Genomic DNA, 12,372 nt, shown 5'->3' with positions numbered 1-12,372 from the left:
ATCGCCGCGCCATGCCCGTCGCACGGATCATCGAGGAACAGCGCAAGACCACCCAGTCGGGCAAGGCCCGCGATGGACGCTGGACGCTGGAATATGAGCGGCAGGAGCCGCTGCGCCCCGACCCCTGACCGGTTGGGCGGGCTCCGGCGACACCAACACGCAGGTTCGTCTGAAGTTCGCGACCAAGGACGAGGCGGTCGCCTATGCGACGCGCAAGGGCTTCGACATCCACCTGGTGCCCGCGCCGCCGGTATCGCTCAAGATCCAGGCCTACGCGGACAATTTCCGCTAGGGCCTAGCCCGTCCCCCGCTCCGCGATGAAGTCGCGGATCATGGGCTGCAGCGTGGTATCGAAGCTCGCCAGCACGTGACGAGGCTCGGCGACGTCGAAATGGGTCAGCATCCGCTCGCCATTCCAATAGTGCAACGCGAATGCCGGCGAGGTGCCGAGAATCAACGCCCGCCCGTCCGGCTTGCCCGGGTCGATCGGGTCAAGGTCGAGCGCCAGCCACGGCGCGGTCGACGCGCACACGGTCAGGGGCTTGCCAGCGAAACTGGTGGCGATCGGCCGGTGGACGTGGCCGGTCATCATGCCGACCACCTGCCGGGCCGGTTCGACCACCGCGTTTAGGCGCTGCACCCACTGTTCGCACGACAGGGCGCTCATCCAGTCGATGCCGGTGTCGACCGGCGGATGGTGGAGGATGATGACGGTCGGATCCTCGGTCCGCTCGGCCAGCCGGTCGGCCAGCCAGGCGATCCGCTGCTCGCACATCATCCCGCCGTGGCGGCCGGGATCGAGCGTGTCGAGGACGATGAAGCGCAGCCCTTCATGGTCGGCCTCATACTGGACGAAGCCGTTCTGGTCGGTCGGGACGCCATGGACGATGGCCAGGAAATTGGCACGGTCGTCATGATTGCCGATGGCCCAGAGCACCGGCCCGTCCCACCGCCCGACGAGGGCGCGCATATGCTGGTAGGCGTCGATATCGTCGCCGTTTTCGACGAGGTCGCCGCTGACCACCAGGACAACGGGCTTGGGCTGCATCGTCATCAGTTCGTCGATGACCATGTTGAGGCGGCGAACATTGATCTCGTGAGGGTTGTCACGGTCGAAACCGATATGAAGATCGGTGATCTGCGCGACGATGAGGTCGCGCGTCGCGCTCGCATTCGCCAAGTAACCCTCTCCCCTCGACAATAGGTGCTGCCAACGAAACGAGTTGTCAAAGCCTTTGATTCCCCTTGCCGAGCGTGAGGCCAGACGGCAGTGTCCGTCCGCCGAGCTAGGGGGATTTCTGTTTCAGCGTAACGTGGGTCTCGTGATCGGGACCAGGCCGGAGGCGATCAAGCTCGTCCCGGTCGCCCATTCGCTCGCCCGCGCCGGCGCCGCCGTCCATCTCTATTTCACGGGCCAGCATCCCGGTCTGGAACCTGCGGCCCATGGGCTCGACGCGTTTCCCTGCACGCCACTGCAGCAGCCCGGCCTTCCCGACCCTCACGAACATGTCGACCGCGTTGCCAACGGCCTGGCGCGGATCTGGAAGTTCCGCGGTCCCGACATGGTGATGGTTCAGGGCGACACGTCGAGCGCCCTTGGCGGCGCCCGCGCGGCCGTCGCCAGCGGGATTCCCCTGGCGCACGTCGAAGCGGGCCTTCGCAGCTTCGATTCCCGCCAGCCGTGGCCCGAGGAAGATTTCCGGATCGAGATCGACCGGGTCAGCGACCTGCTGTTTGCCCCCACATCGACCAGTGCGTCCAACCTGATCAGCGAGCGGTGTCAGGGCCAGGTGCACATCACCGGCAACACCGGCATCGATGCCGGTGTTGCAGACCGTGGGCTTCCGGGCAAAGCCCCGCGCCACTGGCCGGCGGGACGGTTCAACATCCTCGTCACCTGCCATCGCCGCGAAAATTGGGGCGTCGGGTTCGCGGCGGTGTCGGCCGCGCTGGTCGAACTGACCCGCCGCCCGCGCATCCGCATCGACGTCGTGCTTCATCCCAATCCGCGGGTCAGCGAGGCCATGTTCGAGCAACTTGGCCACAACGCTTCGATCCGGCTTCTGCCGCCCTTGTCTCACGCGGCGATGCTGGAGGCGATGCTGCGGAGCGACCTGATCCTCAGCGACAGCGGCGGGGTGCAGGAAGAAGCGCCGACCCTCGGCGTTCCGCTGCTGGTGCTTCGCGACAAGACCGAGCGGCCCGAGGGTGTCGAACAGGGTGCGATGCGCCTGGTGGGCACGGATAGCCGCCGGATCATTGCCTCGGTCGACGAGATCGCCGGTGACCGGAAACTGCGCGCCAACATGTCGCAGCAGCGCTTCCCGTTCGGTGACGGCCAGGCCGCGCCACGCATTGCCGCCGCTGCCCTGCAGTGGCTCGATCGCGAATATCGCGACCGGTCGGAGCCGCGCCGCGCCTGATTGACTCCGTTGGCCAACATACGCATAGGCCCCGGCGCGCCAGGCGGCACGCTGGCCCCTTCGTCTAGCGGTTAGGACGCGGCCCTCTCACGGCTGAAACACGGGTTCGATTCCCGTAGGGGTCACCATCATTCGTCCGACGCAACCTTCAACAGATTGTCGTCGATCGTCCGGTCGACATAAAGGCCGACGGGTCGACTGCGACATAGGCCGGTCGCCTCGCCGTGACGAAGCGGACCTTCTGCTCCCCCGACCGCAAGCGTTGCGTCGACTGGCGCAGAACGGCGCTGCGCGCGACCGCTTCTTCAGGATGCATCGATAGCAAGGCGATGGGGACGATCGCGTCGAGCGGGGCCGTCCGGGCAATCCCGTCACCGCCGACAAATGCCTTGGCGGCCTTGACGGTGACGACAGTCGTCCATTGGCCGTCGGGGCGCCGGGCCGAGGTAACGCCGTCGATCTTGAAGTCGTACAGGGTAACGCGTTCGAACACGTCGGTGATCAGCTCTTGTTGCTGCGGCAATTGCGCTTCCGCCCTCAGCGCCGCGACAAGGTCGAGGGATCGCGGATAGGGCGGGACCGAAAAGCGATGGCGCGCCAGAAGCCCGCGAAGCGCGCGATTGACCACCGCCTCGCCCATCTGCTGGCGAAGCAAATACATTGCCAGCGCACCCTTGCCGTAGGTGATGTGATTATCTCCCGGCGCGACGCGGACCAGCGGCGGTTCGGCGCCGACCTGCGCCCGGCGACCGGCGAGGTAGCGGTCGCGCTGGAAGCGGAGGAAGCGTTGCACCTGGTCCGGGCCCTTGGTCTTCTCGAGCACCATCAGCGCCGAATATTGGGCAAGCGTTTCGATCAGCAGGGCGGTCCCTTCCATCCGCGTGCCGCGCAGCTGGTGTCCCCACCATTGATGGGCGGTTTCGTGCGCGACCAGCATCGTCGCTATGTCGAGCTGGCTGGGATCGCGCAGGTCCATCGCGAAACCGCCGGCTTCGCCCATCGAGAGCGTGTGCGGATAGGCGTGTGCGCCCTCGCCATAGGGATTTTCGACGATCTGCAGCCGGTCGAACTGATAGGGCCCGAACGCCGAACGGTAATAGTCGACCGACCTTGTCATCGCGTCCAGCATCCGCCGGACGTTCCAGCGATGCTCGGGATGGTGATAGACCGCGAATTTCACCCCGCCATGCATCAGTGACGCGAGCGCAAAGCGGCCGGAATGGAACGAGACGTCGTTGAATGTCGGGACGTCAGAGACGAAGCGCGCGACCCGCCGGCCATGCGCTTTCCGATCCCAAACGCGCCGCCCCGGCGCGACCGGCGTCTGGTCCGCCGCGGTCGACACCGTCAGGTCGGCGGTGATCCAGCCATTGTCGGACATCAGCGTGTCGACCGCCCGGCGGCTTTCCAGAGCCGGCAAGGGCCGGGCCGGATCGAGTCCCTGGCGCTTCCGCGCGGCCGGGTCAGTCAGAAGACCGCTGTCATGCATCCCGATCCGCGGGATGAGGTCGAAGGCGTCGAGCACCGTCCCGTTCTCGACCAGCGCACGTTCCTGCCCGGACAGCACGAAACCGGCCCGCCCTCGCCGGCCGCGGAAGGTGAGCGTGCCGGTCGCGTCCGGAAGCATCGGCCGGTCGAAGCGGAAGATGCGGTAACCGAACCGGCGGTCGTCATGGACCAGCCGCGCACCCGCGACATCGGCGGCGAGCAATTCGAGGCCGGCGTTGGCGACGCGCACATGCAAGTCGCGGATCGGCTGCCCGCTCTTGTTCTCGAAGCGAAGGGTGCCGCCAACGTCCGCGCGAGGCTGGTCGGGAAACAGGTCGACCGACAGGGCAAGGTGGGTCACCACCGGCTGCGGCCGTGATGCATAGCGCAGGTAGCGGCGCTCATAATCGGCGAGATAATCTTCCGACTGCGCGGTGGTTTCGTAGCGGTTGAGAATGTGGCCGTTGTAGAAAATCCAGGCGCCAGACAGGCCGGCCATCCCGAGCAACGACAAGGTCATTGCGCGCGCCGGCCCCGTCCAGCGTCGCGGCAGTAGACGCAGCTTTGTCCTCATTCCGCCGGCGATGCCACGCGGCCACAGCAGTTGCGCCGCCACCAGCATCAGCCCGGCGATCGCGGCCCAGAACAGCCGCACCCACCACGCCGCCGCGCCGAACGATCCGCTTCCGGTCATGTCGGCCAGCGGGACGCCCGGCACCTGGCCGTAGAAAGCGAGCGGGTGCGCCAGGCCGATCGCCGGTCCGACGAACAGGAGGACGACATAGACCGCCATGACGCCCCAGCCGGCATATTTGCCGGGGCTGAGCGCCTGGACGAAGATTGCCAGCGCCGCGACGAGCAGCAGGTCGGCGCCGGTCGGAAGGACGTACCAGCGGAGATACTCACCCGGCCGGATCGGCACGGCGCCGCTGGCGAACTGGACGAGCATCGCGACCAGCACGGTCACGGCCAGGGTCGACAACAGCACTAGCGCGAGGCCGAGGAACTTCGGGAGCATCAGGCTCCACGACGGGACCGGTGCGGCGTCGATCAACTGGTCGATGTGCCGTTCCCGGTCGCGCCACACCAATTCACCGGCGAAATAGGCGGCGACGATGACCAGGAAGGTGCGGAAGCTGGCGTTGAGGATCGGAACGAGGATCGAGGTCAGTGGATAAAGCGGCGTTCCGGCGAACGTCGATGCGCTGAGCAGGCCGGGAATCGCGAAGGCAAAGGCGATCAGCAGCAGGACCACGAACACCGGGCTCTTCAGCACGTGACGTGCGTCCATCCGGACCCGGGCGGCGAACTGGCGGCGGGCGGTGCGGCGGTCGAATGTTGCCGACGGCAGGACGGCCTCGGCGACGCGGTCAGGACGTGTCGACGGCGCTTGGCTCGCGCGGGCCAGCTTGCGCAGGCGACGCGCCGAGACGTTCGGCTCGGCCATCCGGTGCATGCGCACCGTCATCGTGATGAGCACCGCGGCAATCGCCAGCCACAGCAGGCGACTGCCGATCATCAACGGCGTTACCGGCACGATCCCTGCGTTGAGTTCGGGCGCGGTAAGATAGCGCGCGCCGGCCATGTAGCCGCTCATCCCGAATGGGTCGGCGAGGACGCGCAGGCTGATCAGGTCCGGCGCGTTTTCCATCAGCCGCTGGCCGACGAGGTAAAAGACGAGCAGCAGCACGACACCAATGAAGGTGCCGGCGGTCGACCGGGTCGCGCCGGTCAGTGCGAACAGGATCGCCGAGATGATGATCGCATTGGGAAACGCGAAGAACAGGTAACCGAAGGCCCAGCCCGAAAGGCGGTTGGGGCCGAGCATGGCCTGGTCGGCGAACGGCATCAGCGTCCCCAGCCACGTGCCGAGGCTGACGGCGGCCAGCACTGCCGCGCCGGCGACGATGGCGCCGGCCAGCCGTCCGAGGAGGACGTCCGCCTTGCTGACCCGAGTTGTCAGCAGGATCGGCGCGTACCCCGTCTGCCGGTCGCGCAGCAGGGCATTGGAAATGAAGGCCGCACCGACGAACAAGTAGAGCAGCGATGCAATGAGGTGAGTCTTGATGATCGCGTTGGGACTGTTGAACAGCACCGTCCCGCCGGCTTCCTGGACCAGCTTGAAGATCGCCATGTCGAAGAACGAGGCAAGGAAGAAGGCCGCGAACGTCGCGAGGAACAGCGGGTTTCGGACGAGATAGCGGACTTCGAACGCCGCGACCGGGCGCAGCATCAGGCCGCGGCCTTCGCGGCCTGCGCCGAGCGGGACAGCGCCGCGAAATAAACGTCCTCCAGGTCGCCTGCCACCTGCTCGAAGCCCGTTCCCGGCGACTCGTCGGACAGGACATGAACGACCGTCTCGCCGCCGCGCAGCCGGGTCGAGATCACCGGCAGGCGGGCGCGGTAGTCATCGACATCACGCCGGGCGACGACCTTCCGCCAGACTTGCCCGCGCATCGCCCCGATCAATTCCTGCGGCGCGCCGTCGAGCAGGATCCTGCCCGCCGCGAGCACGGCCATGCGCGGACACAGGTCGGCGACGTCCTCGACGATGTGAGTGGAGAGAATGACGACGACATTCTCGCCGATTTCCGCCAGCAGGCCGTGGAAGCGATTGCGCTCTTCGGGGTCCAGGCCGGCGGTCGGCTCGTCGACGATGATCAGCCGCGGGCTGCCGATCAGCGCCTGGGCGATGCCGAACCGCTGGCGCATCCCTCCGGAAAATCCGGCCACCGCGCGCTTGCGAACGTCCCAAAGGTTGACGCGGTCGAGCAGCGTTTCGACCGTTTGACGCCGGTCGGCCTTGACCGTTATGCCCTTCAGCACCGCCATATGGTCGAGCAGGTCGTAGGCGGTGACCCGCGGATAGACCCCGAAATCCTGCGGCAGGTAGCCGAGCACCTGCCGCAATCGCGCCGGATCGGCGAGCAGGTCGATGCCGTCGAAGCGGATCGATCCGCTGGTCGGTGTCTGGAGCGTGGCGATCGTCCGCATCAGGCTGGACTTGCCCGCGCCATTGGGGCCCAAAAGCCCGAACATGCCGACGGGAATGGACAGGCTGACCCCATCCAGCGCCACTGTCCCGTCGCCGTAGACATGGCGAAGATCGTTCAATTCCAGCATCATCCGCTCCCCCTCAAACGCAACATCGCTGATGCATTGTGTTAGGTTGGTAATACAGATGCGCCGTCTGGCACCTGCCGTTCTGCGAATGGATGGATCGGTCGACCGCCGGTGGTCGCCGGATCGCGGTCAGAGCAGATACTTGACCTTGACCGACTGGCTCGATCCGCCGGGCGGCAAGGCGAAACGCACATCGCCATAGCTTGGCGGACCAAAGCGGATCACGGGGTTGCGCGAAAAGCCGAAGCCTTCGCGCGGCATTCCCATCATCTTGTCCAGCTTTCCGTTGCGGTTCTCGTCGTGGACCAGCAGCAGCGACCATTCGCCCGGCGGCACGCCCTTGATGTCAATCGACCGCGCCGACGCGGCGCTGATGGTCCGCGACAGACGTCCGGGATCTTCGGCGCATTTCAGGAAGGCCTGCTGTCGGGTCAGGCACAGCATCACCGCGCCCTTCGTGTTGCGCAGCCCTTCAATCGACAGGTGCAGGCTGGCGCCCTGCGGCGGGCTGGCGCCGGTCGTGCCGATCATCGCGAGGGCGAGGAGCGGCAAACGTGCCCAGGCCCCGGTCGGTGCCGCAAAGGTGATCCCAGAGTCGAAAATATAGGCCATAATTGCAGCGATACTTTTGATGGTGAAGCTCGTGATGGCTAGCCGTTATCAGCCATTTCCCCAATTTTCCCTGAACCATGATGCGCGGAAACATCTCCCACCCCATGTGGTTGGTGACGCCCATCACGGTCATGATCGTCAGCACCAGGCCCAGCACCGCGATGTGGATCGGGATCACGAACACCAGCAACGGGATGACGATCGCCCCGGTCGCCGCCTCCCACGGATGAAAGCTCATCGCCGCCCAGGCGGTGGGCGGCCGGCTGTCGTGATGGACCGAATGCATCCGCTTGAACCACCATGGCCGATGCATCAGTCGGTGCGTCCAGTAGAACCAGGTATCGTGCGCCAGCAGGTAGGCCAGCAGCGAGACCGGCATCCACCACAACGGATAGTCGGCCACATCCGCGTAAATCCGGGTCCAGCCCCGCTCCTGCCAGCCCCAGGCGACGATGCCAGCCGGCGCGCCATAGATCGCCGCGGACGCCAGGCTCCACGCGATTTCCCGCCGCACCTGCGGCCGCATTCCCGCCAATCGCCCCGGGAAACGCCGCGCCGTCCAGGCGGCGAACAGCCCGCTGGTGATGAGATAGCGCACGCCGACGATCAGCGTCATCGCCACGGAGGAAAGGATAAGGCCGGTTGCCATGCGCCTACACTAGGCGCGGCGCACGCGGGCCGCTAGAGCGGTGGCGATGCCAGCGCCTCGACCGGACCTGATCATCGTCGGCGGCGGGCTGGCGGGCGGACTGGCCGCGCTGGCGGCAAGCCGGGCGACCCCGGACCGGTCGGTAACGGTGATCGAGCCGGGCCCGATCGGCGGCAATCACCTGTGGTCCTTCTTCGGCAGCGACATCGCCGGCGACCATCGCGCGCTTCTCGACCCGCTGGTCGCCCATTCGTGGTCTGGCTACGACGTGCGCTTTCCGGGCCATCGCCGGCACCTGCCGCAACCCTATTCGACCATCGAAAGCGAAGCGCTGGATCGCGCCGTCCGGGCAAGCGGCGCAATGATCGTGGCGGGGCGGGCCGAGCATATGACGCCGACGAGCGTGGGCCTGTCGGACGGAACGACCATCCATGGTGCCGCCGTCCTCGACGCGCGGGGATTGACCGCGCCGCCACAGGGGCTGTCCTGCGGTTGGCAGAAGTTCGTCGGGCGTGCGATCGACGTGCCGTCCGGCCACGGTGTCGATCAACCGGTCGTGATGAACGCCACCGTCGACCAGCGCGACGGCTATCGTTTCATCTACCTGCTGCCGCTTTCGCGAACCAGGGTCTTCGTCGAGGACACCTATTATTCCGAAAGCCCGGAGTTGGACCAGGCCGCGCTGGGACGACGGATCGATGATTATGCGCGCGCCAGCGGCTGGAAAGGTGCCGTCGCCACTCGCGAGGAACGCGGCGTGCTGCCCGTCGTCACCGGCGGTGATTTCGATCGCTTCTGGCCCGCCAACGACGGGGTGGCTCGCGCCGGCGTCAGGGCCGGGCTGTTCCACCCGCTGACCAGCTATTCGTTGCCCGACGCCGTCCGCTTTGCCCACTGGCTGGCGACGCAAGCGCCGTCCGGCGACCGGCTGGGCGCAGCGACCCGCGCCTACGCCCGGGCGCACTGGCGGCGCGGACGGTTCGACCGGATGCTGGCACGAATGCTGATGAAGGCCGCGGAGCCCGCGCAGCGATATCGCGTGCTGGAACGATTCTACCGGCTGCCGGCACCGCTGATCGAACGCTTCTATGCCGGTCAGACCACATTGGCGGACCGGGTTCGCATCCTCGCGGGCCGGCCGCCCGTATCCATCGCCAGGGCCATCAAGGCCATTATGGAGCCTGCGTGAAGACAGCCATCGTTATCGGTTCGGGGTTCGGCGGGTTGGCGTTGGCGATCCGCCTTCAATCGGCGGGCGTGCAGACGACCATCGTCGAGGCGCGCGACAAGCCCGGCGGCCGGGCCTATTACTGGGAGCGCGACGGCCACGTCTTCGACGGCGGGCCCACCGTCATCACCGACCCTGATTGCCTGGAGCGGCTGTGGAAGCTCAGCGGCCAGGATATTGCCGACGATGTCACGCTGGTCCCGGTCACGCCGTTTTACGCGCTCGACTGGCCCGACGGGACGCGGTTCGACTACAGCAATGATGACGAGGCGCTGTTCGCACAGATCGCCGCGCTCAACCCGGCCGACGTAGAGGGCTACAAACGCTTCCTCGCCTATTCGGCCGGCGTCTTCGAGGAGGGCTATCGCAAGCTCGGCACGAAGGCGTTCGAGAGTTTCGGCGACATGCTGAAAGCCGCCCCCGCCCTCGCCAAATATCAGGCGTGGCGCTCGGTTTATTCGATCGTTTCAAAATTTGTCGCGGAAGAACATTTGCGGCAGGCGCTGAGCTTCCACACGCTGCTGGTCGGCGGCAACCCCATGACCTGCTCATCGATCTACGCGCTGATTCACAAATTGGAGCGGGACGGCGGCGTGTGGTTCGCGATGGGCGGCACCAACCGGCTGGTCGCGGCGATGGTCGCATTGTTCGAACGGCTGGGCGGCACCATCCGCCTCGGCGACGCGGTGGTGGCGATCGAAACGGACGCAGACCGCGCCACGGCCGTCCGCACCGCCTCCGGTTGGCGGGGCGAGGCGGACGCAGTCGCGACCAACGGCGATGTCGTCGCGAGCTACGGCCTTATCGAGGGTCATCGCCGCGGACCGGCGCGGGTGCGGGCGCTGAAGCGCAAGCGCTACTCGCCGTCGCTGTTCGTCCTCCATTTTGGCGTCGAGGGCACCTACCCCGACGTCCCGCACCATTCGATCCTGTTCGGCCCGCGCTACGAGGGGCTACTCGGCGACATCTATGATCGCGGCAGCCTGCCGACGGACCCGTCGATTTACCTGCACCACCCGACCGCGACCGATCCGGGCATGGCGCCGCCGGGCTGCTCGACCTTCTATGCCCTCGCCCCCGTCCCCCACCTTGGCCGCGCGCCGGTCGACTGGGCTGCGGAAGGCGATCGCTACGCAAACGTCATCCTCGACACGTTGGAACAGCGCATGCTGCCCGGTCTTCGCGCCCGGATCCGCACGCAGTTCCATTACACGCCCGCCGACTTCCAGACCGACCTGTTCGCGCATCTCGGCAGCGCGTTCAGCCTGGAGCCGGTGCTGTGGCAATCGGCGTGGCTTCGCACTCACAACCGCGACGATGTCATCCGCAACCTCTACTTCGTCGGCGCCGGAACCCATCCCGGCGCGGGCATTCCCGGCGTGATCGGATCGGCCGAGGCGACCGCGGGCCTGATGCTGGCATGAGCGAGGAGCGCGACCGACTGGTCGAGGAGGCCGGCCGCACCATCGCGCGCGGCTCCAAGAGCTTTCGCTTCGCCAGCCAGATTTTCGACCTGGAGACCCGCGAGCGCAGCTGGCTTCTCTACAGCTGGTGCCGCGCTTGCGACGACATCACCGACGGGCAGACTCTGGGCCATGATGCACAGGTTCCCAATGACCCGGATGCCCGCATCGCCTTCATTCGCGACGCCACCGACCGCGCGCTGGCCGGTCAGCCGACCGGGCTGGTCCCGTTCGATGCGCTGGCACGGGTAGCGGGCGAAACCGCGATTCCCGACTCGCTGCCCCATGACCATCTGGCCGGTTTTGCGCGCGATGCGGCGGGGTGGCGGCCGGAAACAGAGCAGGACCTGTTGTCCTATTGCTACCAGGTGGCCGGGGTGGTCGGGGTGATGATGGCGCACGTCATGGGCGTGCCGGCCAGCGACCGCGACACGCTCGACCGCGCCAGCGACCTCGGCATCGCCTTCCAGCTTGCCAATATTGCCCGCGACATCGTCGAGGACGCCCGGGTCGGCCGCACCTACCTGCCTCGGGAATGGACCTCGGCGGAGGGGATTGAGGGCAAGGGACTGGCCGACCCCGCTCACCGCCAGGCGCTGGCACGGATCGCAACCAGGCTGGCCGACCTTGCCGAGCGCTATCGCCGGTCGAGCATGGTCGGCGCTGCCCGCCTGCCCTTCCGCAGCCGCTGGGCGGTGTTGAGCGCGGCGCGAATCTACGGCTGGGTCGCGACCCGCGCCGCCGAGCTTGGGCCGCGCGCCTGGGACCAGCGGATCGTCACGACCAAGGCGACCAAGTTTGCGCTGCTCGCGGCGGCGCTGTGGGATTCCTTCCGCGCCCCGGCGCCGGTCAGCCGTTCGGGACTGTGGACACGCCCGAAGGCCGCCGCAACCGCGCCTCCTCGCTCGCGGCGAGCGCGGCCTTCAACTGGTCGACCGGCGGGGCGTAGACAAAACCGAAGCTGACGCAGCCTTCGCGGCTCTCGACCGCGTGGTGGAGCCGATGCGCCTGGACGATGCGCTTGAAATAGGACGAGCGCGGCACGATCCGGTGTTCGAGGCGGCGGTGGACGATGACGTCGTGGAAGCCGAAATAGATGGCGCCGTAGGCGGCAATGCCCGCGCCGACCGCGGTCGCCCAGTCGCCCCAGCCCGCCTGCACACCCCCGTAGAGCAGGACGATCGACGGGATGGCGAAAATGACCCCGTACAGGTCGTTGAGCTCGAACCGCCCGGTGCGGGGGCGGTGATGGCTTTCGTGAAGGAACCAGCCGAGCCTGCCGTGCATCACCCAGCGGTGCACGACGTAGGCGAAGCCTTCCATGAAGGCGACCGTCGCAACGAACAGCGCCAGCATTCCGATCAAACTCATGTCCTTCCTATAGAA

The 12,372-nt window shown here is 66.9% G+C and carries 12 protein-coding genes and 1 tRNA gene; 7 read left to right on the top strand and 6 right to left on the bottom strand.

Annotated elements, in window-relative coordinates; translation table 11 throughout:
• The first annotated feature begins 11 nt into the window (after positions 1-11).
• Entirely contained in the window at positions 12-128 is a 117-nt protein-coding gene (locus H9L12_RS14535) for an ETC complex I subunit (RefSeq protein ID WP_484592925.1), read from the top strand.
• Positions 125-292: an NADH dehydrogenase ubiquinone Fe-S protein 4 gene (locus tag H9L12_RS14335; RefSeq protein ID WP_425506832.1), complete on the top strand. Its 168-nt coding sequence runs from the start codon at positions 125-127 to the stop codon at positions 290-292. The genes H9L12_RS14535 and H9L12_RS14335 overlap by 4 nt, the downstream gene beginning before the upstream one ends.
• Positions 293-295: 3 nt before the next feature.
• Here H9L12_RS14335 and H9L12_RS01885 read toward each other — a convergent pair whose 3' ends face one another.
• Positions 296-1,180, bottom strand: a complete 885-nt coding sequence (locus H9L12_RS01885; protein ID WP_187542395.1) for a phosphodiesterase — start codon at positions 1,178-1,180, stop codon at positions 296-298.
• Between the two features lie 142 nt (positions 1,181-1,322).
• Between H9L12_RS01885 and wecB the strand changes: the two genes are divergently transcribed.
• Both wecB and H9L12_RS01875 read left to right on the top strand, forming a co-directional pair.
• A complete protein-coding gene (gene wecB, locus H9L12_RS01880; protein ID WP_187542394.1) occupies positions 1,323-2,423 on the top strand; it encodes a non-hydrolyzing UDP-N-acetylglucosamine 2-epimerase in 1,101 nt (366 codons plus the stop codon).
• A gap of 53 nt (positions 2,424-2,476) precedes the next feature.
• Positions 2,477-2,551 (top strand) — tRNA-Glu (locus tag H9L12_RS01875).
• A gap of 20 nt (positions 2,552-2,571) precedes the next feature.
• Here the strand turns inward: H9L12_RS01875 and H9L12_RS01870 are convergent.
• From H9L12_RS01870 to H9L12_RS01855, 4 genes are all read right to left on the bottom strand, one after another.
• On the bottom strand, positions 2,572-6,144 hold the full coding sequence (locus H9L12_RS01870; RefSeq protein ID WP_187542393.1) for an ABC transporter permease/M1 family aminopeptidase: 3,573 nt from the start codon (positions 6,142-6,144) through the stop codon (positions 2,572-2,574).
• The gene (locus H9L12_RS01865) at positions 6,144-7,037 is read right to left on the bottom strand and encodes an ABC transporter ATP-binding protein (RefSeq protein ID WP_246450502.1); all 894 of its coding nucleotides are present in this window, start codon (positions 7,035-7,037) and stop codon (positions 6,144-6,146) included. The genes H9L12_RS01870 and H9L12_RS01865 overlap by 1 nt, the downstream gene beginning before the upstream one ends.
• 126 nt (positions 7,038-7,163) lie before the next feature.
• The gene (locus H9L12_RS01860; RefSeq protein WP_187542392.1) at positions 7,164-7,565 is read right to left on the bottom strand and encodes a DUF2141 domain-containing protein; all 402 of its coding nucleotides are present in this window, start codon (positions 7,563-7,565) and stop codon (positions 7,164-7,166) included.
• Entirely contained in the window at positions 7,507-8,295 is a 789-nt protein-coding gene (locus tag H9L12_RS01855; protein WP_187542391.1) for a sterol desaturase family protein, read from the bottom strand. The genes H9L12_RS01860 and H9L12_RS01855 overlap by 59 nt, the downstream gene beginning before the upstream one ends.
• A gap of 46 nt (positions 8,296-8,341) precedes the next feature.
• Between H9L12_RS01855 and crtY the strand changes: the two genes are divergently transcribed.
• The 3 genes from crtY to H9L12_RS01840 are packed head-to-tail and all read left to right on the top strand — an operon-like array spanning position 8,342 to position 11,951.
• The gene (crtY, locus tag H9L12_RS01850; RefSeq protein ID WP_187542390.1) at positions 8,342-9,484 is read left to right on the top strand and encodes a lycopene beta-cyclase CrtY; all 1,143 of its coding nucleotides are present in this window, start codon (positions 8,342-8,344) and stop codon (positions 9,482-9,484) included.
• Positions 9,481-10,947 carry a phytoene desaturase gene (locus H9L12_RS01845; RefSeq protein WP_187542389.1) on the top strand — a complete coding sequence of 489 codons (1,467 nt, stop codon included), beginning with the start codon at positions 9,481-9,483 and terminating at the stop codon, positions 10,945-10,947. The genes crtY and H9L12_RS01845 overlap by 4 nt, the downstream gene beginning before the upstream one ends.
• Positions 10,944-11,951 carry a phytoene/squalene synthase family protein gene (locus H9L12_RS01840; protein WP_187542388.1) on the top strand — a complete coding sequence of 336 codons (1,008 nt, stop codon included), beginning with the start codon at positions 10,944-10,946 and terminating at the stop codon, positions 11,949-11,951. The genes H9L12_RS01845 and H9L12_RS01840 overlap by 4 nt, the downstream gene beginning before the upstream one ends.
• On the opposite strand, the gene H9L12_RS01835 is transcribed toward H9L12_RS01840, so the two are convergent.
• Positions 11,836-12,357: a sterol desaturase family protein gene (locus H9L12_RS01835; protein ID WP_187542387.1), complete on the bottom strand. Its 522-nt coding sequence runs from the start codon at positions 12,355-12,357 to the stop codon at positions 11,836-11,838. The genes H9L12_RS01840 and H9L12_RS01835 overlap by 116 nt on opposite strands.
• Between the last annotated feature and the right edge of the window lie 15 nt (positions 12,358-12,372).

This window comes from Sphingomonas rhizophila, from assembly GCF_014396585.1.
In the GTDB taxonomy this organism is placed as follows: Bacteria; Pseudomonadota; Alphaproteobacteria; order Sphingomonadales; family Sphingomonadaceae; genus Sphingomicrobium; species Sphingomicrobium rhizophilum.
This window is presented reverse-complemented; position numbering and strand designations above follow the sequence as displayed.

Excerpts from the sequence above, each read along its gene's own strand:
- H9L12_RS01865 (WP_246450502.1), bottom strand. The coding sequence starts at position 7,037 with ATGATGCTGGAATTGAACGATCTTCGCCATGTCTACGGCGACGGGACA.
- crtY (WP_187542390.1), top strand. The coding sequence starts at position 8,342 with ATGCCAGCGCCTCGACCGGACCTGATCATCGTCGGCGGCGGGCTGGCG.
- H9L12_RS01835 (WP_187542387.1), bottom strand. The coding sequence starts at position 12,357 with ATGAGTTTGATCGGAATGCTGGCGCTGTTCGTTGCGACGGTCGCCTTC.
- H9L12_RS01855 (WP_187542391.1), bottom strand. The coding sequence starts at position 8,295 with ATGGCAACCGGCCTTATCCTTTCCTCCGTGGCGATGACGCTGATCGTC.
- H9L12_RS01840 (WP_187542388.1), top strand. The coding sequence starts at position 10,944 with ATGAGCGAGGAGCGCGACCGACTGGTCGAGGAGGCCGGCCGCACCATC.
- H9L12_RS01870 (WP_187542393.1), bottom strand. The coding sequence starts at position 6,144 with ATGCTGCGCCCGGTCGCGGCGTTCGAAGTCCGCTATCTCGTCCGAAAC.
- H9L12_RS14535 (WP_484592925.1), top strand. The coding sequence starts at position 12 with ATGCCCGTCGCACGGATCATCGAGGAACAGCGCAAGACCACCCAGTCG.
- H9L12_RS01860 (WP_187542392.1), bottom strand. The coding sequence starts at position 7,565 with ATGATCGGCACGACCGGCGCCAGCCCGCCGCAGGGCGCCAGCCTGCAC.